This window comes from Streptomyces sp. NPDC004721, from assembly GCF_053601495.1.
In genome coordinates this window covers 39,553-61,336 of record NZ_JBSGBZ010000012.1, presented here as the reverse complement: position 1 = coordinate 61,336, position 21,784 = coordinate 39,553, and the positions used below count along the sequence as shown (strand labels likewise).

The window sequence follows — 21,784 nt, the reverse complement described above, 5'->3', positions numbered from 1 at the left end:
CCATGGCAGACGTCAGCAGCGCGGTCAGGGCACCTGGTCCCCGTGCCCCCGCCACCCCTGCCGCCCGCTGGGTCCCACTCTGTCCTGCCCGTCCCGCCTGTTCCGTCGCCACAGACGCACCTCCCGGGACAGCAGTCGAACCCAACTCTTCTCGAGTTCCCGCCGTTTACTGTGACGTGTATTACGGGGAGAGTGTTGAACGTGGGACAGGGGGAGTTCTCGTACTCCTCCGTGACGGCACAGCAGGAATGCGAGGATGAGCCGCCATGGCGGTCGGGTGGTGTTCGCGCACGATACGGGCCGCGGTGTTCGCGGCCGTCTGCGTGCTGCTCGCCACCTTGGGGCACGTCCTGATGTCGGACACCGCAGTGCCCTGGTGGGCTCTTGCCGCCGCGGCGGTGGTGACCAGCGGTACGGCGTTGTGCCTGGCCGGCCGGGAGCGCGGACTCCTCCTCGTCCTCTCCGTCGCGGTGACTGTCCAGGCGGCACTGCATGTGTGGTTCTCGTACGCGCAGGAACTGTCGACACCGTCCATGCCCCCGATGCCGTCGATGCCCATGGACACCATGGCTATGGACGGCATGGGTGACGGCACTCCCTTCAAGGACTACATGGTCTCGATGGCTCATATGGGCCACGCGATGGACCACATGACCCAGGTGGACTCCTCCACGGAGTCGTTGAGCGCCCAGCTTTCCATGACGGGAACAGGTCACGTCATGGGCGGGATGTCCACCACCGGAATGCTCGCCGCCCACCTGCTGGCCGCGTTGATGTGCGGCCTGTGGCTCGCCTTCGGCGAACGCGCCGCCTTTCGCATTCTGCGCGCCGTGGCCGGATGGCTGGCCGCACCCCTGCGGCTGCCCATCGCCCTGCCCGCGCCACCACAGCGACCGAACATCCGCGCCCGCCGCAGCCGCCGCGCCCGTACGCCGCGCAGGCTGCTCGTTGCTCACGCGATCACTTCTCGGGGTCCGCCCGTGGGGACCGCTGTCGTCTGAGACAGCCGGTTCCGCGGGCCGTCCGTGTGCGCCACGCCCGGACGGCCCGGGCAACGGGCGTACGCAGCCATACGCGCGTACGCCCGCCACACTCCCACACCGACACCGGATCCGCCGTGCCCAGCACCGGCCCGATTCGGATACCGGATTCCCGAGAAGGACATCAGGTGATCAGTCCTGCCCTGCCCGCCGCATGCGACAAGACGCCGTCCAAGACGAGGGCGCATGACCAGAAGACGGCTGCCGACGAGTCGATAACGGCCTGGGCGCTCGCCGCCCGCGGCGGTGACCCCGACGCCGTCGAGAACTTCGTCCGCGCCCTGCACAGAGACGTCCGGAACTACGTCACCTACCTGAGCGCCGACCCCCAGGCCGCCGACGACCTGGCCCAGGACACCTTCCTGCGGGCCCTCGGCAGCTTGCACCGTTTCGAGGGCCGTTCCTCCGCCCGCACCTGGCTGCTGTCCATCGCCCGCCGGGCGGTGATCGACAGCTACCGGCATAGCGCGGCCCGGCCCCGCCTGTCCGACACTGACGACTGGCAGACCGTCGCCGAGTGCGCCCAGCCACGCGGTCTGCCGGGTTTCGACGACGGCATCGCTCTTACCGAACTGCTGGACACGTTGCCCGACGAGCGCCGACAGGCATTCGTCCTCACGCAACTCCTCGGCCTGCCCTACGCCGAAGCGGCCGAGCTCAGCGACTGCCCGATTGGTACTGTCCGTTCACGCGTGGCCCGGGCTCGCTCTTCACTGATGCAGGCTCTGCACGATGCCGAGGGAGCCGAACCGGTGAGTGCAGCGGCCTGACGGCGCCAGCGTCGTCCCTCTGAGCGGCGTCAGTTACGCCGGCTCCGGACCAGGCGGTGGTGGTCCGGAGCACCGCCGCCCGGCGAACGGGGCCGACTCAACCAGCGTCAGCGTGTGGCACGGTGAACTCGGTCTCCGATCAGTGCGCCCGGTCGCCACCCGTCAGGGTGTCCCCATGGACGGTGCGGTCGCACCAGCGGTGCAGCAGGGTGCGGTCGTGGCCGACGGCGAGGCCCACGCCTGTGGTGGCGCGGTAGTCCTCGACGACCGCTACCAGGGCGGCCGTTGTGGAGGCATCGAGCATCGCGGTCACCTCGTCGCAGATCAGCCAGCGGGGGCGCAGGACGCGGCAGCGGGCCCGGTCGTGGTCGGGGCCGCAGCTGCGTCCACCCGGAAACGAGTGAGGCGGGTACGCGACAGCTTTCGGTCAACACGGCGGCCGACGCGGGCTCGTGGAGCCCGCGAGCGTGTACGAGCAGGTCAGGGCACTACGCGTTCGCGGTTCCCACGCGGTGTTCCCGCGGGAACACGACGGCGGGCTGAAACGGCCTGATGCGGGCCGGGGCGGGTCGTCACGGGCCGAACCCGTGGGTATTTGTGCGTGCGGCACCGCAAAAGATGAGCCACCGAGCGTCCCTGGCCGCCAATCGTCCTGCGCCGTCTCCGCCGTCCGGCGGGACCGCTGCCCCCGGCCCGGCCGGACCGCGGAACCCTTGTCCGAGGCCGCCGCCCCAACTGACCGTCACGATCCCATCACAGAGCCGACATCACCTCCACCGTTGTTGTTAACCAGCCAGATGATGTTGTTTTCAGCCCCACGACATGTCCAAGGGGGATCATGCGCATCCGTGTCACCGCCGTTGCGGCCGCGGTCTTCGGTTGTCTCGCCCTGACCGGTTGCACCGGCGGCACCGGCACCGCCGACCGCAACACCACCGAAAACGCCGAGCCCGCCACCACCCAGGGCGACGGCGACTCGACGGGCTACGTCACCGAACGGACCATCACCCCCTGGCCGTTCACCGTCGCCTCCGGCAACCTTGCCTGCGCCGGCGAGGCCGTCACCTTCATCACCGCCGAAGGTACCTACGGCCTCAACAGCCGCGCCCGGCAGAAGCACCCCGGCCCCGACCCCATCTGGGCCGGCGACCCCAACAACCCCGGCAAGAACATCTCCCTCGACGCGGTCATCAGCCGCGGCCTGGAACTCTGCAAGTAGTCCGGCCCCGCCTTCCGCTCCGGGCGCCCCACCCCTGGCGCCCGTGGCGGCGGCCCGGGCTCGCCGGCCCCTGCCGCGCGGGCCGGCCGGAGTCCGGGCGGCTCACCCCACGACGACCGTCGCTCCGGCCCGGGTGAGGGCGGTGCGCAGATCGGCCGGGCAGGGCCGGTCCGTGACGAGGGTGTCGAAGCCGTCCAGCTCGCATACGCGGTGGGCGGCCGTGCGGCCGAACTTGCTCGAGTCGGCCAGCACATAGCGGTGGGAGGCGTTGGCGAGCATGGCCCGCTTGGTGGCGACCTCGTCGAGGTGGAAATCGGTGAGGCCGTAGGGGGCTATCCCGCCCGACCCGAGGAAGACGGCGTCCGCGCGCAGGTTGCCGAAGAACTCCACCGCCTGGGCGTTGGAGCAGGCGAGGTCGCCCGCCCTGAGCCGTCCGCCGCTGACCAGGACCTCCACCCGGGGGCGTGTGCTGACCTCCGCGGCCACGAGCAGGGACGGGGTGGCGATGACCCCGGCGTGGTCGGCGGGCAGTGCGCGGGCCACCTCCAGAGCCGTGGTGCCGACGTCGATGACGATGGTCTGGTTCGGCTCGATGAGTGCCGCCGCCGCCCGGCCGATGGTCTCCTTCTCCGCCGCGAGGCTGCCGCTGCGTTCACTGAAGGGCGCCTCCTCCCCGACCGGTGCCTGGGCGCTGGTGGCGCCGCCGTGCACCCGGGAGAGCTCGCCGCGCCGCTCGAGCAGGGCGAGGTCCCTGCGGACCGTTTCGTGGGAGACGCCGAGCAGCGTGGTCAGGTCGTCGGTGGTGACGAACTTCAGCCGGGCGATCTCGGCGACGATTCTGCGGTGGCGCTCGGCGGCGAGCACATCCCACCTCCTGGGGCGAGTGACCGTTTCTGTGGATCTGTGACTGCATTCTACGGTCGGCCGCTGCCGTGCCGGGCCAGGCGTCCTCGTCTTCGTGTAGGCCCCCTCGGTCGCCGCGCACAGTGAACGAACCTTGACGGGCGACGGGCAAAGGTCCACACTTCCGGTAACGCGCGGTCAACCGTCCACAGAAACAGTCATCCCGTGGGTTGCCGAGACCGCTTCGGCCACGGACCTGTGCACCATCACGGGCCCCACCGCTCCTCAGGCGGACGGGCCCCGGCAGACCCCGCGCGGGGCGTGCCCGCACAGCCGACCGGGTTCGGTTGCTCACGTTCACTGGCTCTCGCACTCCACGGCGGGGCACTCTGAAGCAGGGAAAAGAGTCATGGCACACGCAGAATCAGGTCCCCACAGATCAGGAACAGGCGCCCCCGGCGAGGGTGAGCCCAAGCCGCGGATGGCGCGGGAGCTCGGCTGGTACGCCTCGTTCTCCGTGGCCTTCGGGTTCGTCTCCATCGCCACCGGCATCTTCACCACCTACGGCTCGGTGCTCGCGACCTCCGGCCCGCGGGGCATCTGGGCCTGGCCGATCTCCGTGATCGGCCAGCTCTCCATCGCCCTGGTCTTCGGCGCCCTCGCCGCACGCATCCCGATCAGCGGCTACTCGTACCAGTGGGTGTCACGGATCGTGGGCCCGGTATGGGGCTGGATCATGGGATGGATCTCGTTCGCCTTCCTGGGCGTGGTCCTGGTCGCCGTCGACTACACGATCGCCTCCACCATCCTTCCGGAACTGTTCCGCTACGCCGGCACCACGCAGAACGCCTGGGTGATCACCGCCGGCGTCGTACTGCTCCAGGCCCTCCTCGTCGCCGCCTCCACCCGCACCACCCACCGGGTCAACAGCGTGGCCGTGACCGTGCAGCTTGTCGGCATGATCGCCCTGACCGTGCTGCTGTTCGCGGTGGGCGCCTTCACCGGCAAGCTCGACTTCGGGCACCTCTTCGACACCGGGACCGTCCCCGAGAGCGGCTACTACGCCCTGGGCGGCGGCACCACGGCCGGACCGTTCGCCCTGGCGTTCCTGCTCGGCGCGTTCACCATCGTCGGCTTCGAGTCGGCGGCCAACCTGGCCGAGGAGACCAAGAACCCGGCCCGGGTCATCCCCAAGGCCATGGTCCAGGCCGTGCTCTCGCTGGGCGTGCTCGGCTTCCTGTTCCTGGTGGCGGTCACCGCGGCGGCCGGCCGGGTCGACGGTGTCGGCGCGTCGGCCACTCCCGTGGCCACCGTCATCACCGCCGTGCTCGGCTCGGTCGTCGGCAAGATCCTGCTGGTCCTGGTCGTCGTGTCGATCTTCTCCTGCGGACTGGTGATCACCCTCAGCGGCACCCGGCTGGTCTACGCGATGTCCCGCGACGAGCGCTTCCCCGGCTGGCGACTCCTCAAGCGCCTCGACCGGCGCACCGCCACGCCCTTGAACGCCTCGGTGTTCATGATGCTCATCGCGCAGATCATCCTCGCGGTCTTCTCCCGCTCCACCGACGCACTCTTCCAGCTGTTCTCCGCCGGAACCCTGCTGCCCGCCCTCATCTACGCGGGAACCGTCGCGATGTACGCCATCAAGCGCCGCTCCCTGCCCGCGTCCCAGGGCTTCTCGCTGGGCCGCTGGGAGGTGCCGGTGCTGGTCGTCGCGGGCGTCTGGCTGGTGTACGAGCTGCTGATCTTCCGGGATGCTTCCTTCCGTGCCCCGTGGACCTACGTCCTCGTCCTGTTCGCGATCGGTGCCGCCTACTTCACCGGTCTGCTGATCCGGCGCGGGCGCGACGGGTTGACCATGCCGGACATGGCCGACGTCGACCGCGCCCTGGATATTGCCGACGGCACCTCCGCGGGCGCCGCCGGGGAAGGGAGCGCACGATGACCGCGATCCTCGCCATCGACCAGGGCACCTCGGGCACGAAGGCCATCGTGGTCGACCCCGAGGAGGGCACCGTCGCCATCGCCGAGGAGACCGTCCGCCCCACCTACCTGAACGGCGGCGGGGTCGAGCAGAACCCGCACGAACTGCTCGACTCCGTCCTCAACGCCGGCCGCCGCGCGGTGAGCGCGGCCGGCCGTCCCATCGCCTGCGTCGCCCTCGCCAACCAGGGCGAGACGGTCCTGGCCTGGGACCCGGCCACCGGAACACCCCTGACCCAGGCGCTCGTATGGCAGGACCGGCGCGCGCAGAGCGTCTGCGACGAACTGGCCGAGCACGCCGAGAGCGTCGCCCGGCGCACCGGCCTCGTCCTCGACCCGTACTTCTCCGCGCCCAAGATGGCCTGGCTGCGGCGCAACCTCACCCGCGACGGGGTGGTGACGACCACCGACACCTGGCTGGTGCACCACCTCACGGGGGAGTTCGTCACCGACGCCTCCACCGCCAGCCGCTCACTCGTCCTCGACCTGGACACCGCCGCCTGGGACGAGGGACTCCTGGACCTGTTCGGTCTCGGCGGCGAACGGCTGCCCCGCATCGCCGCCTGCGACGAGGTCGTCGGCACCACCCGGGCCTTCGGCCAGGAGATGCCGGTGGCCGGGCTGATCGTCGACCAGCAGGCGGCCCTGGTCGCGGAGCGCTGCCTGGAGCCGGGCACCGCGAAATGCACGTACGGCACCGGCGCGTTCCTGCTGGCGAACACCGGCCTGAACCCGGTGCGCTCCAGCGCAGGACTGACCACCTCGGTGGCCTGGCGGGCGGCCGGACGGACGCCGTACTGCGTGGACGGCCAGGTCTACACCGTCGCCTCGGCGGTGCGCTGGCTCCAGGACCTCGGCCTCATCCAGTCCGCGACCGACCTGGACACGCTGGCGGCGGCCGACGCCGAAGGGGTGCTGTGCGTGCCCGCGTTCGCCGGCCTCGCCGCCCCCTGGTGGGCACCGGAGGCCACCGCCTCCTTCACCGGCATGACCCTGGCCAGCCGACGCGAACACCTCGTCCTCGCCGTGCTCCAGGGAATCGCCGCGCAGGTCGCCGAGCTGGGCACCCTGGTCGCCAAGGACCTCGGCCGGCCCCTGACCCGGCTGCGCGCGGACGGCGGACTGACCAACTCCGCCGTCCTCATGCAGGCCCAGGCCGACATCGCACAGATGCCGGTCGACATCTATCCCCACGCCCACGCCACCCCCCTGGGGGCGGCCGCACTGGCCCGCTGCGCCCTCGATCCGGCGCTCGGGCTCGAAGAAGCCGTCGGCGACTGGCAGCCGACCACCGTTTACGAACCCCGCTGGTCCGCCGACCGGGCCGAGGAGTTCCGCACCGCATGGGCGCAGGCCGCGACGGCCCGCGCCACCGAGGGAGACCATTCATGACCGCCACCCCGCACCGCCCCCACGACGACGTCTACGACGTCGCGGTGATCGGCGGAGGCATCGTCGGCGCGGCGATCGCACGCGAACTGTCCGGCTACGACGTCCGCGTCGCGCTGCTCGACGCCCGCGACGACGTCGGCGACGCCACCAGCAAGGCGAACACCGCGATCCTGCACACCGGCTTCGACGCCAAACCCGGCACGCTCGAATCCCGCCTGGTCGCCCGCGGCTACCACCTGCTGAGCGCCTACGCCGAAGCCACCGGCATCCCCGTCGAACACACCGGCGCCGTGCTGGTTGCCTGGACCGACGAGGAAGTCGGCGCGCTGCCCGGACTGAAGGAGAAGGCCGAGGCCAACGGCTACCCGCACTGCCGGATCATCGACGCCGACGAGGTCTACCGACTGGTCCCCGACCTCGGCGAGGGAGTGCTGGGCGGCCTGACCGTGCCGGACGAGTCCATCATCTGCACCTGGACCACGAACCTCGCCCTGGCCACCGACGCCCGGCAGCGCGGCACCACGATCCTCCTCGAACACGCCGTGACCGGCGTCGACACAGGGGACGAGGAGACCACCCTGCACACCTCGGCCGGTGACGTACGGGCCCGCTGGGTCGTGAACGCCGCCGGTCTCGGCGCCGACCACATCGACCGGCTCTTCGGCCACGACCGCTTCACCGTCACCCCCCGCCGCGGTGAACTCTTCGTCTTCGACAAACTCACCCGCCCCATGGTGAACAAGATCGTGCTGCCGGTGCCCTCCTCCCGGGGCAAGGGCGTACTGATCTCCCCGACCATCTACGGCAACGTCATGCTCGGCCCCACCGCCGAGGACCTCACCGACCGGACCGACACCGCCACTTCCGAAGACGGCTTCGACTTCCTGCTCACCAAGGGCGAACGCCTCATGCCGCGTCTGCTGGCCGAAGAGGTCACCGCCAGCTACGCGGGGCTGCGCGCCGCGATCGACCACCCCGACTACCTCGTCGAAGCCACCCGCCGGCAGCGCTACCTCCTCGTCGGCGGGATCCGCTCCACCGGCCTGACCGCAGGCATCGCCATCGCCGAACACGCCCGCACCCTGCTGGAGGAGGCCGGCCTGACCCTGCGCCCGCGCCCAGACCTGCCCGAGCCGCCGCGGATGCCCAACATCGGCGAAGCCACCCGGCGCCCCTACCAGGACGCCGACCTCATCGCCCGCGACCCGGCCTACGGCACCATCGTCTGCTTCTGCGAACGGGTCACCGAGGGCGAGATCCGCGACGCCTGCCACGCCCCGGTACCCGCCCGCAGCCTGGAGGGACTGCGCCGCCGCACCCGCGCGATGAACGGCCGCTGCCAGGGCTTCTTCTGCGGCGCGGCCGTCGCCGCCCTGCGCGAGAAGCACCACACCCACGACGGCTGCCGCAGCCAGCACAAGGACAACCGATGACCCACCAGCCGCCCCTGACCACGCCCGACGTCCTCATCATCGGCGGCGGGCCCGCGGGCCTGACCGCCGCCGCCGAACTGGCCGGACGCCGGGCCGGCCGTGTCCTCGTCGTCGACCGGGAACAGGACGCCGGCGGCATCCCCCGGCACAGCGACCACACCGGCTACGGCCTGCGCGACCTGCGCCGCGTGATGACCGGACCCGCCTACGCCCGCCACCTCGTGGGGCAGGCCACCCGGGCCGGAGCGGAGATCCGCACCCGCACCATGGTCACCGGCTGGGCCGACGAGGACACCGTCGACGTCACCAGCCCCGACGGGCGCTACCGGATCCGGCCGCGCGCCATCGTGCTGGCCACCGGCGCCCGCGAACGGCCCCGCACCGCACGCCGCATCCCCGGCGACCGCCCCCACGGCGTCTACACCACCGGCCAGCTGCAGAACCTCGTCCATCTGCACCACCAGCCCGTCGGCAAGCGGGCCGTCATCGTCGGCGGCGAACTCGTCAGCTGGTCCGCGGCCGTCACCCTGCGCGAGGTCGGCTGCACCCCCGCCCTCATGGTCAGCCAGTACCCGAAGGCGGAGTCCTACGCCGCCTTCAACGCGGCCGGTCGCACCGTGCTGCGCGTCCCTGTCGCCACCCGCACCCGCGTCACCCGCGTCATCGGCAAGGGCCGCTGCCAGGCCGTGGAGATCGAGCACCTCGACACCGGCCGGCGCCGCACGGTCGCCTGCGACACCGTCGTCTTCACCGGCGACTGGATCCCCGACCACGAACTCGCCCGCTCCGCCGGCATCACCCTCGACGAAGGCACCCTCGGCCCCCTCACCGACACGGCGCTGCGCACCAGCCGCCCCGGCGTCTTCGCCGCCGGCAATCTGCTGCACCCCGTCGACACCGCAGACGTCGCCGCCCTCGACGGCAGGCATGTCGCCCAGCAGGTCGTCCACCACCTGAACGGCGAGGACCGGTCGGCCGAGGGCGTCCGACTGACCGCCGACGCCCCCTTCCGCTGGGTCGCCCCGCAGATCCTGCGGCCGAACGACCCCGCACCCGCCCGGGGGCGCCTGCTGCTGTGGACCGACGAGTTCGTCCGCTTCCCCAAGGTGACCGTCCGCCAGGACGGACGCACCCTCGCCCGCCGCACCCTCGCCTGGCCGGCCGCCCCCGGTCGCGTCTTCCGCGTCCCCGCCGGCCTGCTCGACGACGTCTCGCCCACCGGCGGCCCGGTCCGCATCGGTCTGCACTGACCCCCGGACGGCCGCTCGCGGGCACATCCGGTGTCCGTGTGGGGAATGTCGCTCTCTCCCGGGTGAACCGTTTGCTGCCGACATGAGTGAGCAAGCGGAGCCATGGACGTCCGCGCGCCCAGAAGACGCCCGAGAGAGAGAGGAGACCCAGATGGTGGACAAGGAAGCCGGCGCCGCCGCGGCCGATGCCGATCCCGAGGCTCTCAAACGCCACCGGACGCTGTTCAGGGCCGTCAGACGCCGCCGGAACCCTCCACTGCGGCGCACCGACATCACCGTCACCGACGAGGCCGCCGTGCAGCGGGCCGTGAAGGCCGCCTCGCTCGGCAACGCCATGGAGTGGTTCGACTTCGGCATCTACAGCTACCTGGCGGTCACCATCGGGCACGTGTTCTTCCCGTCCGGGAACGGCACCGTCCAGCTGCTGTCGTCGTTCGCGACCTTCGCGGTGTCCTTCCTGGTGCGTCCCCTGGGCGGCATGGTCTTCGGTCCGATGGGCGACAGGATCGGCCGTAAGAAGGTCCTCGCCCTGACCATGATCATGATGGCGATCGGCACGTTCGCCATCGGCCTGATCCCCTCCTACGCCACCATCGGCTTCTGGGCCCCGGCCCTGCTGATCCTCTTCCGGCTGGTGCAGGGCTTCTCCACGGGCGGTGAGTACGGAGGCGCGTCCACGTTCATCGCCGAGTACGCGCCGGACCGGCGCCGTGGCTTCTTCGGCAGCTTCCTCGAACTCGGCACGCTGGCAGGCTACGTCGGCGCGGCCGGCCTGGTGACGCTCCTGACCGCGCTGCTCGGCAACGGCGGCGTGGACTCATGGGGCTGGCGCGTACCGTTCCTCGTCGCCGGCCCGATCGGGCTGATCGGCCTGTATCTGCGACTGCGACTGGACGAGACGCCCGCGTTCCGGAAACTGGAGGACGACTCCGTGCACCGGGCGTCCGAGGCGGCCTCCACCGTGGAGGCGACCGCCAGGGGAGACGTGGCGAAGATCTTCCGGAACCACTGGCCGACGCTGATCCTGTGCGTCTGCCTGGTCGGCGCCTACAACATCACCGACTACATGCTGCTGTCCTACATGCCGACCTACCTGTCGGACCGGATGGGGTACTCCGAGACGCACGGCCTGCTGATCCTGATCGCCACCATGGTGGTGCTGATGCTGCTGATCAGCCAGGTCGGCAAGCTGTCCGACCGGCTCGGCCGGAAACCGGTCCTGATGACCGGCATGCTCGGCTTCCTGCTGCTCTCCGTACCGGCGTTCCTGCTGGTCGAGCAGGGCAGCCTGGCCGCGGTGTCCGCGGGCATGCTGATGCTCGGGCTGTCGCTGGTGTGCCTGCTCGGGACGATGTCCGCGGCGCTGCCCGCCCTGTTCCCCACCCAGGTGCGCTACGGCTCGCTGTCCATCGGCTACAACCTCTCCGCCTCCCTCTTCGGCGGGACGACCCCGCTGGTGATCACCGCGCTGATCTCGGTCACGGGCAGCGACCTGATGCCCGCGTACTACTCCATGGCCGCGGCGCTCGTCGGCGTGATCTCGGTGGCGTGCATGAAGGAGACGGCCCGCCGACCGCTGGACGGCTCCCCACCGTCCGTCGCGACGGCGGAGGAGGCCGCGGAACTGGTCGAGAGCCAGGCCCCGTTGCCGAAGTTCTGACCGGCCGGCGCGAGAGTGCGGGCGGGCAGCCGGACCCGGCCCGTCGGACCCGGGCCCCTCCGCGTACCATCAGCGGGCCCGTTCCGTCAGCAAGGAGTGCCGAGTTCGTGACCTCCGTCGTCGCGCCGTTCACAGCTGCCGGTCTGCCGGCCCCGCGGTGGCTGACCCGTACCGAGGACGGGCTGCGGCTGCCCGCGCTGGTGTGGCATGTCGGTCCGGGGTGGCGGATGGTCAGCAACGCCGTGCTCGGCGGCGGTATCGGAGAGCGCGCCTGGATCCTCAACGCGCAGGTGGCCCACGGCTATCGGCGCACCGACCCCGAACGGCACCTCGCCGAGCTGGCCGGGGCAGCCGGTCTGGACGGCGCGGGGGTGGGTCTGATGACCGCCGCCGATGTCACGGCTCACGGCAGCGCGGAGGACGGCGGTGTCACCGCGGTCGCCACCGCGGGCATCCGGGTGCGCGGATGGGCCGCTTCCCCGGCACGGGGGACGGATGGCCCTGGCGCGCCCGGCACCATCAACGTCGTCGCCGCGCTCCCGGCCGTCCTGTCGGACGCCGCACTGGTCAACGCCGTGATCACCGCGACCGAGGCCAAGGTCCAGGCGCTGCTGGAGGCGGGCTACGACTGCTCCGGCACCCCCACCGACGCCGTGTGCGTGGCCGCCCGTACCCCGGGCGACGGCGACGAACTCCACACCTTCGCCGGACCGCGCTCGCTGTGGGGCGCGCGCCTGGCCCGCGCTGTTCACGGGGCGGTGCGTACGGCCCTGCCCGTTCCCGGGGAGTGAGCAGCGCGTCCAGCCGGCAGGCCGCCGCCACCGCCGAGCGCCGCCCTCACGTGGGCCTCAGCTGTCGAAGTCGACGGTCAGGGAGTCGGACACGGGGAACGTCTGGCAGGTCAGGACGTAGCCGGCGTCGACCTCGGAGGGCTCCAGTGCGTAGTTGCGGCGCATGTCGGCCTCGCCGTCGGTGACCAGGGCGCGGCAGGTGCCGCACACGCCGCCCTTGCAGGCGAAGGGCATGTCCGGGCGTACCCGCGTCGCCCCGTCCAGGATCGTCGTCTCGCGGGAGAGCGGGGATGTGGTGGAGCGGCCGTCGAGCGTGATGGTGACCTGGCTGACCGGGCCGTCGCCCGTGGCGTCCTCGTGGCGGACCGTGCGGATCGGCTCGTCGTCGGCGAAGAACAGTTCCTGGTGGACGCGTTCCGCCGGGACACCGAGGTCCCCGAGCAGCTTCTGCGCGTCGCGGACCATGCCGTGCGGGCCGCACAGCCACCAGTGGTCGGCGCTCTTCACGTCGACGAGCCCGTCGATGAGTGCGGCCAGGCGCTCGGAGTCCAGGCGCCCCGAGAGGAGTTCGGCCTCGCGCGGCTCGCGGGACAGGACGTGCCCGAGCTGGAAGCGGGTGGGGTAGAGGTCCTTCAGGTCGGCGAGCTCGTCGGCGAACATCACCGTGTCGGTACGGCGGTTGCCGTAGAAGAGGGTGACCCGGGAGCGGGAGTCGGCGGCCAGGACGGACTCGGCGATGGACATCATCGGGGTGATGCCGGAGCCGGCGGCGATCAGGACGTGGTGGCCCGGTTCGGCGAGGTCGGGGGTGAAGGCGCCGGTGGGGGCCATCACCTCGATGGTGTCGCCGGGGCGGACGTTCTCCACCAGCCAGGAGGAGAACAGGCCGCCGGGCACCACGCGCACGCCGATGCGGGGGCGGGTGCCGACGGGGGAGCAGATGGAGTACGACCGGCGCTCGTCGCGCCCGTCGACCTCGCGGCGCAGCGTGAGCGACTGGCCAGGACGGTAGGCGAACTCCTGCGCCAGCTCCTCGGGTACGTCGAAGCTGACGGCGGCCGCGTCCGAGCACAGCGGCTGCACCGCGGCGACCCGCAGCGGGTGGAAGGCCGGACGGCGGCGCCGCCGCGCGGGGGCGGCGGACACGTCGGTCTCCGTCGTCGTGGTGGTCGGGGCCATCAGATCTCCTTGACGTACTCGAACGGCTCAAGACAGCTGCGGCAGCGCCACAGTGCCTTGCAGGAGGTGGCGGCGAAGCGGGACGTCTCCTCGGTGTCCGACGACCCGCAGCGGGGGCACGCCACCGCGCGCCGGGTGATGGACAGCTCCAGCGGCACGGGTCCGCCGGCCCGCCGGGGCGCGCTGCCGGGAGGCGCGATGCCCGCCTCCGTGAGCTTGCGCCGGCCCTCGGCCGTGATCCAGTCCGTCGTCCACGGCGGGTCGAGGACGGTACGGATCTCCACCTGTGAGAAGCCGGCCGCGCGCAGTCGCGCGGCCACGTCGGCGCGCATCTCCGCCATCGCGGGACAGCCGGAGTAGGTGGGGGTCAGCCCGGCGACGACCGTGCCGTCCGGCCGCAGCTCGACGGTGCGCAGCACGCCGAGGTCGGCCAGGGTGAGCATGGGCAGCTCCGGGTCCGGGACCTGCTCGGCCACGTGCCGCGCACGCCGCTCGTCCAGTGCGCTCACCATGTCGCCTCCGGGTGCGCGCGGGCCACGCTCTGCAACTCCTCCAGCAGCGGGGCCAGATGCTCGGTGTGGTCGCCTTCCCTGCCCTGACCGGGCAGCGCCTCGGCCTCGGGTGACTCAAGACCGGCGGCGTCGAGGACCTGCCCGAGCACGGCCGCCGTCTCCTCCCGCACGTCCGCCGGGTCGACGCCGAAGCCCGGTCGCGGCGCGAAGAGTTCGGCCGTGTACGGGGCCACGGCGGCCAGCGCCGCCCGCATCCGCCGGTGGGACTCCTCCGTGCCGTCGCCCAGGCGCACCACCCAGTCCGCCGCGAACTGCCGGTGGTAGGCAAGCTCGTTGACGCCCTTGGCGGCGATCGCCTTCAGGACCGGGTCCTGCGTGGTGGCGGCGAGCCGCTGGAAGAGGGCCAGGCGCCAGCAGGACAGGACCAGCAGCCGGGTGACGGAGAACGCGAAGTCCCCGTTGGGGAGTTCGGCGAGCCGGACGTTGCGGAAGTCCGCCGGGTCCCGGAAGTAGGCGTAGGCGTCCTCGTCCCGGCCGGTGCCGTCGACCTGGCCGGCGCGTGCGTACAGCAGCCGTGCCTGGCCGAGCAGGTCGAGGCCTATGTTGGCCAGGGCGACCTCCTCCTCCAGCTCCGGGGCCCGGGTGCACCACTGGGCCAGGCGCTGCGCGCCGACCAGGGCGTCGTCCCCGAGGGCGAGGCAGTACGCGGCCAGCTCGGCGGGCTCGACCGTGTCCGGCACGGTGGTGTCGACGCCGTGCAGCGGGTCCTCGAAACCGGTGCCGAAGGCCCAGCGGGCGTCCGACTCCCCGTGGTCCTCGGCCAGGGACAGGTAGACGTGGTCGTCGCTCATGTCCGTCCTGCTCCTAGATGTGGGGGACATCGTCGGGGATGTCGTAGAAGGTGGGGTGCCGGTAGACCTTGTCGGCGCTGGGCGCGAAGAAGGGGTCCTTCTCGTCGCGGGTGGAGGCGGCTATGTGCTCCGAGCGCACCACCCAGATGCTCACGCCCTCGTTGCGCCGGGTGTACAGGTCGCGGGCGTGGGTGAGCGCCATGGCGTCGTCGGCCGCGTGCAGCGAGCCGACGTGCACGTGGTTCAGGCCGCGCTTGCCGCGGACGAACACCTCGTACAGCGGCCAGCTGTCCTTCTTCCCCTCGGTGTTGCTCATGCCGCCGTTCCTTCCTCGTTGTTCCCAGCGTCCCGGGTGGCCCCGGACCGGGCGGCCCGCTTGGCCGCGTGCGCGGACGCCGCCTCGCGCACCCAGGCACCGTCCTCGTGCGCGGCCTTCCGCCGTGCCATGCGCTCCTCGTTGCACGGCCCGTCGCCGCTGATCACGCGCTTGAGCTCGGACCAGTCGGGGGTGCCGAAGTCGTGGTGGCCGCGCTCCTCGTTCCAGCGCAGCTCGGGGTCGGGCAGGGTGACGCCCAGCTTGGCGGCCTGCGGGACGGTCATGTCGACGAAGCGCCGGCGAAGTTCGTCGTTGCTGTGCCGCTTGATCTTCCAGGCCATCGAGGCCGCGGAGTTGGGGGAGTCGCCGTCGGGCGGGCCGAACATCATCAGGGACGGCCACCACCAGCGGTTCACCGCGTCCTGCACCATCTCGCGCTGGGCGTCGGTGCCGCGCATCATCGTCATCAGCAGCTCGTAGCCCTGCCGCTGGTGGAACGACTCCTCCTTGCAGATCCGCACCATGGAGCGGGCGTAGGGGCCGTACGAACTGCGGCACAGCGGCACCTGGTTGCAGATCGCCGCGCCGTCGACGAACCAGCCGATCACGCCGACGTCCGCGAAGGTCGGCGTCGGGTAGTTGAAGATCGACGAGTACTTCTGCCGGCCCTCGATGAGGCGCTCGGTGAGGTCAGCGCGGTCGGCGCCCAGGGTCTCGGCCGCCGAGTACAGGTACAGGCCGTGCCCGGCCTCGTCCTGGACCTTCGCGAGGAGGATGGCCTTGCGGCGCAGCGAGGGGGTCCTGGTGATCCATTCGCCCTCGGGCTGCATCCCGATGATCTCCGAGTGGGCGTGCTGCGCGATCTGCCGGATCAGCGTCTTGCGGTAGCCCTCGGGCATCCAGTCCCGGGGCTCGATCCGCTGGTCCTTCGCGATCGTCGCGTCGAACTGCTCCTGGAGCCGCTGCTCCGCGCTGTCGCCGCTCGACACTGCGCCGTGTGACGTGGTCATCGATACCAGCTTCCCTACCGACCATTCGTTCGGGTAATAGTCTGTCGAATTTTCCCGGCCCCGGCAACCCCTGGTCCGGGATCGCCCCGACCGCAGGCGGCCGCCGGGCGGTGCGAGGGCCGCCGCCGCGTGCGGCGCCCCTCGCTTCAGCGGCCTTCTGCTCAGCGGCCCTCGAAGGACGGCTTCTCCTTGGCGAGGAAGGACCGCACGGCGCCGCGGTGGTCGTCGGTGGCGCCGAGGCGCTCCTGGGCCGCCGCCTCACGCTCCAGCACCCCGCTCAGCGCCGCCCCGGCCGCCGCGTACCGCAGCAGCGCCTTGACCTCGCCGTACGCGGCGGTGGGTCCGGCCGCCAGCCGCCGGGCCAGCGCCAGTCCCTCGGCCGCCGCCTGCCCATCGGGCACGACCCGGTGCACCAGTCCCGACCGCTGTGCGTCCTCGGCGTCGAAGCGGTCGCCGAGCAGCATGAGGGCGGCGGCGCGCGACGGGCCGACCGCCTGGGCCAGCGACAGGCTCAGACCGCTGTCGGCGGCCAGCCCGATCCCGGTGAACGCGGTCGAGAAGCGCGCTCCCTCCGACGCCACCCGCACATCGGCGCACAGCGCGAGCCCCAGTCCGGCCCCGACGCACGCGCCCTCGACCGCCACGACCACCGGCACAGGCAGCGCGTGCAGCGCTTCCACCAGCGGGTTGTACTCGGCGCGCACCACGGCGAAAGCCGACGCCGGGTTGCGCTCCAGGGCCTCGGCGTGCTCCTTGAGGTCCTGTCCGACGCAGAAGTTCCGGCCCTGGGCGGTCAGCAGCACCGCGCGGACCGGCTCGCCGTCCCCGTCGCCGGCCACCCGGCGGACGGCGGCCAGCAGCCCGGACCGCAGGGCCGCGTCGAGGGCGTTGCCCGCGGCGGGCCTGCGCAGTTCGACGACCGCGACGCCGTCCTCGACGCGGTAGCCGACACCCTGCCCCGCCGCGTCGGGCGAGGCCCCTTTTGGCGGGGTCACTTCCATGTGTAGAACCCCTGTCCCGACTTGCGGCCCAGTTCGCCCCGGGCCACCTTGTCACGCAGCAGCTGCGGCGGGGCGAACCGCTCCCCGAGCGTGGCGTGCAGGTACTCGGCGATGGCCAGGCGGACGTCGAGCCCGACCAGGTCGGTCAGGCGCAGCGGGCCCATGGGGTGCCTGTAGCCGAGGCTCATCGCGTCGTCGATCGCCTCCGGCTCCGCCACCCCCTCCTCGACCATGCGGATCGCCTCCAGGCCGAGCGCCAGGCCGAGACGGCTGCTGGCGAAGCCGGGGGAGTCGTTGACGACGACGTCCTTCTTGCCCAGCGCCCGGGTCCAGTCCAGGGCGGCCCGTACGACCTCGGGCGAGGTCTCCGGCGCCACGACGATCTCGATCAGTTCGGAGGCGGGCACGGGGTTGAAGAAGTGCATGCCCAGGAAGCGGCCCGGCACCTTCAGCGCCGCGGCCAGGTCGGTGACCGACAGGGAACTGGTGTTGGTGGCCAGCACGGTCGTGTCGTCCACCGCCGCCTCGGCCGCGGCGATCAGCCCGGCCTTCAGTGCCGCGTTCTCGGGCACGGCCTCGACGACCAGCTCGGTGCCCGGCGCCAGCCCCTCCACGGACTCGGCGGTCGTGACCCGGGCGAGCACCTGCTCGGCGGGCTCGGCCAGGCGGCCGCGCTCGGCGGCCCGCCGCAATCCGGTGGCGATCCGGTCCACGGCGGCGGCCGCGGCCTGCGCGCCGCTCTCCACGACGGTCACCGACGAGCCGGCGGCCGCGAACGACTGCGCGATGCCGGCCCCCATCCGGCCGCCGCCGATCACACCGACGACGGCGGGCACGGTCGGACTGCTCATGCCTTGCTCCTGTTCTTCTTCGCCAGAAAACGCGTCATGCGGTCCTGCTTGTCCTGGCCCTCGAAGAGCACGGCCTGCGCCAGGTCGTCGGCGACCGGGTGCGCGCCCGGCGCGTCGACGACAAGCTTGGTCAGGCGCAGCGCGGTGGCTGAGGACCGAGCCATGCGGTCCAGCAGCGCGTGCGCCTCGTCCAGCAGCCTCTCCGCCGGTACGACGTCGATGACCAGACCCGCGGCCAGGGCCGCCGGGGCGTCCAGATTCCGCCCGGCGAGCAGCACCTGCTTGGCGACCGACTCGCCGACCAGCTCCGGAAGCCGCCAGCATGCTCCGGCCGCCGCCAGGATGCCGAGCCCCGGCTCCGGATTGCCGAAGACGGCGTCGGGGCCCGCGATACGGATGTCGCAGGCGTAGGACAGCTCCGCCCCGCCGCCCAGCGCCCAGCCGTCGACGGCGGCCACGGTCGGCATGGGCAGCCTGCGCACCCGCTCGAACAGGCGGCTGTTGATCCCCTGAAGCGCCTCGTCCCGGCCCCGCCGCAGCAGCTCCGCGATGTCCGCGCCGCCCGCGAACACGTTGCCGTGGCCGGTGAGCAGCAGCAGCTTCGGATCGTCCTCCAACAGGTCGCACACCGCGTGCAGTTCGCGGATCATGAGCCCGCTGATCGCGTTGCGTGCCTCGGGGCGGTGCAGGGTCACCACGACCCGGTCCTCGCGCTCCTCGACGAGCAGCGTCTCGTACGCGTCCCGGCTCACACCCGCTCCACCAGCATCGCCATGCCCTGTCCCACGCCCACGCACAGTGTCGCCAGGCCCCGGCGCGCGTCCTCGCGCTCCAGGCGGCCGAGCAGCGTGAGCAGGATGCGGGCGCCCGAGCAGCCCAGCGGGTGGCCGAGCGCGATGGCGCCGCCGTCGGCGTTGACCTTGTCCTCGTCGAGCTTGAGCCGGCGTACGACGGCCAGCGCCTGCGCGGCGAAGGCCTCGTTGAGCTCGACGGCGTCCAGGTCGGCGGTCTGCCAGCCGGCCCGGCCCAGCGCCTTCTGCGTGGCGGGAACCGGGCCCAGGCCCATGAGGTTGGGCTGCACGCCGGCCGAGGCGGAGGTGACGACACGGGCGCGCGGGGTGAGCCCGTACCGGTCGACGGCCGCCGCGCTCGCCACGACCAGGGCCGCCGCGCCGTCGGACAGTGGGGAGGCCGAGCCCGCGGTGACGATGCCGTCCTTGCGGAAGATGGTGTGTAGGGAGCCCAGCTTCTCCGGCGTCGTCGACGGGCGCGGCCCCTCGTCGCGCTCCACCAGGCCGTCCTTCACCGGGACCGGGACGATCTCGCGGTCGAAGTGCCCGGCCTCCTGCGCGGCGACGGCCCGCCGGTGGCTGCGCAGCGCGAAGGCGTCGGAGTCGGCGCGGGTGATGCCGTCGAGGGCGGCGACCTCCTCGGCCGTCTCACCCATGGACAGGGTCGTCTTCACCGTCTCCGGACCGGCCCCGGTGGGCACCGCGCGGTCGGCGGCGGCGAAACGCGGGTTGGTGAAGCGCCAGCCCAGGGACGTGTCGTGCAGCTCGCCCGGCTTGGCCCATGGGGTGCCCGGCTTCTCCATCACCCACGGGGCGCGGGTCATCGACTCCACGCCGCCCGCGACGACGAGGTCGGCCTCGCCGGACCGGATCGCCTGGGCCGCCGAGGCGACCGCGGTGAGGCCCGAGGCGCACAGCCGGTTGACGGTGTAGCCGGGCACGGTGTGCGGGAGCCCGGCGAGCAGGACGGCCATGCGTGCCACGTCGCGGTTGTCCTCACCCGCCTGGTTGGCCGCGCCCAGGATCACCTCGTCCACGGCCTCGGCCGGGATCGCGGCGCGGCGGACGGCCTCACCGACCACCAGCGCCGCCAGGTCGTCGGGGCGTACGGAGGCCAGGGCGCCGCCATAGCGGCCCTGCGGGGTGCGGGCCCCGTCGATCAGATAGACCTCGTCAGGCATGGGTGCTCTCCTCGATGGCGACGGGGCGGCGCGACTGGAGCGTCGCGAAGCGGCCGGTGACGAACGCGGGGTCGGACAGGGTGGCGCTGGCCGCGGGGTTGGCGGCGCTGCCGTGGAAGTCGCTGAACGCGGCGGACTGGTTGACGAAGACCTGGCCGGTGAGGTTCTCCGACAGGTGGACTCCCGCCTCCAGGGCCGCCGACTCGGCGGCGGCGAGGACCTCTTCGCTCGTGGAGTGCACGGCGGCGGTCAGCGCGCCGTGGGCGCGCACCGTCTCACGGAAGATCCGCAGGCTGTGCTCGGTGGAGTCGGTGGCGATGACGAAGGAGACGGGCCCGAACCACTCGCGGGTGTACGTCTCCTCGTCCGCCCCCGCGTCCAGGCGCGCCACCAGCGGCGTACGGACGGTGGCCGCCGGGTGCTCGGGGTGCTCCACCGGCTGCGAGGCGTGCACGATGGTGCCCAGCGCCACCGCCTTCTCCAGCCGGTCGAGCACGCCGTCGTTGACGATGGCGCCGAGCGTGCCGGCCGCCCGCTCCGGGTTGCCGAGCAGCTTGTCCAGCGCGGCGCCCAGGTCCGCGGCGAACTCGTCGGCGGTCCTGACGCCCTGGTCGGTGGCGATGCCGGCGCGGGGGATCAGCAGGTTCTGCGGGGTGGTGCACATCTGGCCGCTGTAGAGGGACAGCGAGAAGGCGAGATTGCGCAGCAGCCCGCGGTAGTCGTCGGTGGAGTCCAGGACGACCGTGTTCAGGCCCGCCTTCTCGGTGTACACGGCGGCCTGGCGGGCGTTGGTCTCCAGCCAGTCGCCGAACTCCGTGGAGCCGGTGAAGTCGATGATGCGGACGTCCGGGTGGAGCGCGAGGGAGCTCGCGGTGCGCTCGCCGGGCTCCTCGGCGGCGAGGATCACGAGATCGGGGTCGAAGCCGGCCTCGGCGAGGACCTCGCGGGCGGTTCGCACGGTGAGCGCCAGTGGCAGCACGGCGCCCGGGTGCGGCTTGACCACCACGGGGTTGCCGGTGACCAGGCTGGCGAACAGGCCCGGATAGCCGTTCCAGGTGGGGAAGGTGTTGCAGGCGATCAGCAGGGAGACACCGCGTCCGACCGGCGTGAACTTCTTGTCCATCACCAGCGCCCCGCCCTTGCGCTGGGGCTTGGTCCAGCGCGCCGAGCGCGGGTGCCGCTTCTGCTCCGCCCAGGCGTAGGCGACGGCCTCCAGGCCGCGGTCCTGCGCGTGCGGGCCGCCCGCCTGGAACGCCATGACGAAGGCCTGTCCGGTGGTGTGCTGCACGGCGTGCGCGTTCTCGAAACTGGCCGCGTTCAGCCGGGCCAGGATCTCGGCGGCGACGCCGGCGCGTACATCGGGGCCCGCGTCGCGCCAGGGGCCCGTGGCGGCCTTGGCGGCTGCCACCGCCTCCTCGGGCGAGACCCGGGGGTAGCCGATGCCGAGGCCGAAGCCGTAGGGGGAGGTCTCTGCGGCCTGCACGGTCCCTTCCCCGGGGTGCCCGGGCAGCGCGAACGGCTTGCCCAACTGGTCCCGGAAAGCGGCCTCACCGAGCTTCGGGGCCTCCTCGCCGTACACCGACTTGCTGGGCGACTCCGGGTACGGAGTCCAGTGGTCCCGGCTCTCGGTGGCCGCGACCGCCGCCTCCAGCAGCTCACGGTGGCGGGCGAAGAAGTCGACGGGCTCGGGAGTGGTGCGGGGCATGCGGTC

General features: G+C 72.3%; 20 protein-coding genes and 1 pseudogene. 9 read left to right on the top strand and 12 right to left on the bottom strand.

The window, feature by feature from the left end:
- The first annotated feature begins 266 nt into the window (after window positions 1-266).
- Window positions 267-1,001, top strand: a complete 735-nt coding sequence (locus ACWEK3_RS13675; protein ID WP_453249728.1) for a hypothetical protein — start codon at window positions 267-269, stop codon at window positions 999-1,001.
- 167 nt (window positions 1,002-1,168) lie between these two features.
- Window positions 1,169-1,810, top strand: coding sequence for a sigma-70 family RNA polymerase sigma factor (locus ACWEK3_RS13670; protein WP_376603675.1), 642 nt, complete (start codon window positions 1,169-1,171; stop codon window positions 1,808-1,810).
- A 139-nt stretch (window positions 1,811-1,949) separates the two neighbouring features.
- On the opposite strand, the pseudogene ACWEK3_RS13665 reads toward ACWEK3_RS13670, so the two are convergent.
- A pseudogene (locus ACWEK3_RS13665) lies at window positions 1,950-2,168 on the bottom strand (ABC transporter ATP-binding protein); the annotation flags it as partial.
- A 480-nt stretch (window positions 2,169-2,648) separates the two neighbouring features.
- Between ACWEK3_RS13665 and ACWEK3_RS13660 the strand changes: the two are divergent.
- Window positions 2,649-3,029, top strand: coding sequence for a DUF2511 domain-containing protein (locus ACWEK3_RS13660; protein ID WP_388726117.1), 381 nt, complete (start codon window positions 2,649-2,651; stop codon window positions 3,027-3,029).
- Between the two features lie 102 nt (window positions 3,030-3,131).
- Here the strand turns inward: ACWEK3_RS13660 and ACWEK3_RS13655 are convergent, their stop codons facing one another.
- Window positions 3,132-3,893 carry a DeoR/GlpR family DNA-binding transcription regulator gene (locus tag ACWEK3_RS13655; RefSeq protein WP_361413885.1) on the bottom strand — a complete coding sequence of 254 codons (762 nt, stop codon included), beginning with the start codon at window positions 3,891-3,893 and terminating at the stop codon, window positions 3,132-3,134.
- Between the two features lie 388 nt (window positions 3,894-4,281).
- Between ACWEK3_RS13655 and ACWEK3_RS13650 the strand changes: the two genes are divergently transcribed.
- The 6 genes from ACWEK3_RS13650 to ACWEK3_RS13625 all read left to right on the top strand — a co-directional run bounded on the left by ACWEK3_RS13650 (window position 4,282) and on the right by ACWEK3_RS13625 (window position 12,381).
- A complete protein-coding gene (locus ACWEK3_RS13650) occupies window positions 4,282-5,817 on the top strand; it encodes an APC family permease (protein ID WP_450537856.1) in 1,536 nt (511 codons plus the stop codon).
- Window positions 5,814-7,247, top strand: coding sequence for an FGGY family carbohydrate kinase (locus ACWEK3_RS13645; RefSeq protein WP_450537857.1), 1,434 nt, complete (start codon window positions 5,814-5,816; stop codon window positions 7,245-7,247). Before ACWEK3_RS13650 ends, ACWEK3_RS13645 begins: the two co-directional genes overlap by 4 nt.
- On the top strand, window positions 7,244-8,680 hold the full coding sequence (locus ACWEK3_RS13640) for an FAD-dependent oxidoreductase (RefSeq protein ID WP_453249727.1): 1,437 nt from the start codon (window positions 7,244-7,246) through the stop codon (window positions 8,678-8,680). The genes ACWEK3_RS13645 and ACWEK3_RS13640 overlap by 4 nt, the downstream gene beginning before the upstream one ends.
- Complete coding sequence (locus tag ACWEK3_RS13635; RefSeq protein ID WP_453249726.1) at window positions 8,677-9,930, top strand: NAD(P)/FAD-dependent oxidoreductase; 1,254 nt, start codon at window positions 8,677-8,679, stop codon at window positions 9,928-9,930. Before ACWEK3_RS13640 ends, ACWEK3_RS13635 begins: the two co-directional genes overlap by 4 nt.
- Window positions 9,931-10,081: 151 nt before the next feature.
- Window positions 10,082-11,590 (top strand): glycine betaine/L-proline transporter ProP, encoded by a 1,509-nt coding sequence (gene proP, locus ACWEK3_RS13630; protein WP_450537860.1) that lies wholly within the window; start codon window positions 10,082-10,084, stop codon window positions 11,588-11,590.
- Window positions 11,591-11,697: 107 nt separating this feature from the next.
- On the top strand, window positions 11,698-12,381 hold the full coding sequence (locus ACWEK3_RS13625; RefSeq protein ID WP_450537861.1) for an adenosylcobinamide amidohydrolase: 684 nt from the start codon (window positions 11,698-11,700) through the stop codon (window positions 12,379-12,381).
- Window positions 12,382-12,438: 57 nt separating this feature from the next.
- Here ACWEK3_RS13625 and paaE read toward each other — a convergent pair whose 3' ends face one another.
- From paaE to paaN, 10 genes are all read right to left on the bottom strand, one after another.
- Window positions 12,439-13,560 carry a 1,2-phenylacetyl-CoA epoxidase subunit PaaE gene (paaE, locus tag ACWEK3_RS13620; protein WP_450537862.1) on the bottom strand — a complete coding sequence of 374 codons (1,122 nt, stop codon included), beginning with the start codon at window positions 13,558-13,560 and terminating at the stop codon, window positions 12,439-12,441.
- Window positions 13,560-14,072: a 1,2-phenylacetyl-CoA epoxidase subunit PaaD gene (gene paaD, locus ACWEK3_RS13615; protein ID WP_450537863.1), complete on the bottom strand. Its 513-nt coding sequence runs from the start codon at window positions 14,070-14,072 to the stop codon at window positions 13,560-13,562. Before paaD ends, paaE begins: the two co-directional genes overlap by 1 nt.
- A complete protein-coding gene (gene paaC / locus ACWEK3_RS13610) occupies window positions 14,066-14,923 on the bottom strand; it encodes a 1,2-phenylacetyl-CoA epoxidase subunit PaaC (protein ID WP_450537864.1) in 858 nt (285 codons plus the stop codon). Before paaC ends, paaD begins: the two co-directional genes overlap by 7 nt.
- Before the next feature lie 13 nt (window positions 14,924-14,936).
- Window positions 14,937-15,239 carry a 1,2-phenylacetyl-CoA epoxidase subunit PaaB gene (gene paaB / locus ACWEK3_RS13605; RefSeq protein WP_361413914.1) on the bottom strand — a complete coding sequence of 101 codons (303 nt, stop codon included), beginning with the start codon at window positions 15,237-15,239 and terminating at the stop codon, window positions 14,937-14,939.
- Window positions 15,236-16,249 carry a 1,2-phenylacetyl-CoA epoxidase subunit PaaA gene (gene paaA / locus ACWEK3_RS13600; RefSeq protein WP_453249725.1) on the bottom strand — a complete coding sequence of 338 codons (1,014 nt, stop codon included), beginning with the start codon at window positions 16,247-16,249 and terminating at the stop codon, window positions 15,236-15,238. Before paaA ends, paaB begins: the two co-directional genes overlap by 4 nt.
- Before the next feature lie 161 nt (window positions 16,250-16,410).
- On the bottom strand, window positions 16,411-17,250 hold the full coding sequence (locus tag ACWEK3_RS13595; protein ID WP_453249724.1) for an enoyl-CoA hydratase/isomerase family protein: 840 nt from the start codon (window positions 17,248-17,250) through the stop codon (window positions 16,411-16,413).
- Window positions 17,241-18,101: a 3-hydroxyacyl-CoA dehydrogenase family protein gene (locus ACWEK3_RS13590; protein WP_450537866.1), complete on the bottom strand. Its 861-nt coding sequence runs from the start codon at window positions 18,099-18,101 to the stop codon at window positions 17,241-17,243. Before ACWEK3_RS13590 ends, ACWEK3_RS13595 begins: the two co-directional genes overlap by 10 nt.
- Window positions 18,098-18,853, bottom strand: coding sequence for an enoyl-CoA hydratase/isomerase family protein (locus tag ACWEK3_RS13585; RefSeq protein ID WP_361413925.1), 756 nt, complete (start codon window positions 18,851-18,853; stop codon window positions 18,098-18,100). Before ACWEK3_RS13585 ends, ACWEK3_RS13590 begins: the two co-directional genes overlap by 4 nt.
- Complete coding sequence (locus tag ACWEK3_RS13580) at window positions 18,850-20,073, bottom strand: thiolase family protein (RefSeq protein WP_453249723.1); 1,224 nt, start codon at window positions 20,071-20,073, stop codon at window positions 18,850-18,852. The genes ACWEK3_RS13585 and ACWEK3_RS13580 overlap by 4 nt, the downstream gene beginning before the upstream one ends.
- A complete protein-coding gene (gene paaN / locus ACWEK3_RS13575; RefSeq protein ID WP_450537868.1) occupies window positions 20,066-21,778 on the bottom strand; it encodes a phenylacetic acid degradation protein PaaN in 1,713 nt (570 codons plus the stop codon). Before paaN ends, ACWEK3_RS13580 begins: the two co-directional genes overlap by 8 nt.
- Between the last annotated feature and the right edge of the window lie 6 nt (window positions 21,779-21,784).

Coding starts and splice junctions, on each gene's coding strand:
- ACWEK3_RS13675 (WP_453249728.1), top strand. CDS start 267: ATGGCGGTCGGGTGGTGTTCGCGCACGATACGGGCCGCGGTGTTCGCG.
- ACWEK3_RS13660 (WP_388726117.1), top strand. CDS start 2,649: ATGCGCATCCGTGTCACCGCCGTTGCGGCCGCGGTCTTCGGTTGTCTC.
- ACWEK3_RS13650 (WP_450537856.1), top strand. CDS start 4,282: ATGGCACACGCAGAATCAGGTCCCCACAGATCAGGAACAGGCGCCCCC.
- ACWEK3_RS13645 (WP_450537857.1), top strand. CDS start 5,814: ATGACCGCGATCCTCGCCATCGACCAGGGCACCTCGGGCACGAAGGCC.
- ACWEK3_RS13640 (WP_453249727.1), top strand. CDS start 7,244: ATGACCGCCACCCCGCACCGCCCCCACGACGACGTCTACGACGTCGCG.
- ACWEK3_RS13635 (WP_453249726.1), top strand. CDS start 8,677: ATGACCCACCAGCCGCCCCTGACCACGCCCGACGTCCTCATCATCGGC.
- proP (WP_450537860.1), top strand. CDS start 10,082: ATGGTGGACAAGGAAGCCGGCGCCGCCGCGGCCGATGCCGATCCCGAG.
- paaE (WP_450537862.1), bottom strand. CDS start 13,560: ATGGCCCCGACCACCACGACGACGGAGACCGACGTGTCCGCCGCCCCC.
- paaD (WP_450537863.1), bottom strand. CDS start 14,072: ATGGTGAGCGCACTGGACGAGCGGCGTGCGCGGCACGTGGCCGAGCAG.
- paaC (WP_450537864.1), bottom strand. CDS start 14,923: ATGAGCGACGACCACGTCTACCTGTCCCTGGCCGAGGACCACGGGGAG.
- paaB (WP_361413914.1), bottom strand. CDS start 15,239: ATGAGCAACACCGAGGGGAAGAAGGACAGCTGGCCGCTGTACGAGGTG.
- paaA (WP_453249725.1), bottom strand. CDS start 16,249: ATGACCACGTCACACGGCGCAGTGTCGAGCGGCGACAGCGCGGAGCAG.
- ACWEK3_RS13595 (WP_453249724.1), bottom strand. CDS start 17,250: ATGGAAGTGACCCCGCCAAAAGGGGCCTCGCCCGACGCGGCGGGGCAG.
- ACWEK3_RS13590 (WP_450537866.1), bottom strand. CDS start 18,101: ATGAGCAGTCCGACCGTGCCCGCCGTCGTCGGTGTGATCGGCGGCGGC.
- ACWEK3_RS13580 (WP_453249723.1), bottom strand. CDS start 20,073: ATGCCTGACGAGGTCTATCTGATCGACGGGGCCCGCACCCCGCAGGGC.
- paaN (WP_450537868.1), bottom strand. CDS start 21,778: ATGCCCCGCACCACTCCCGAGCCCGTCGACTTCTTCGCCCGCCACCGT.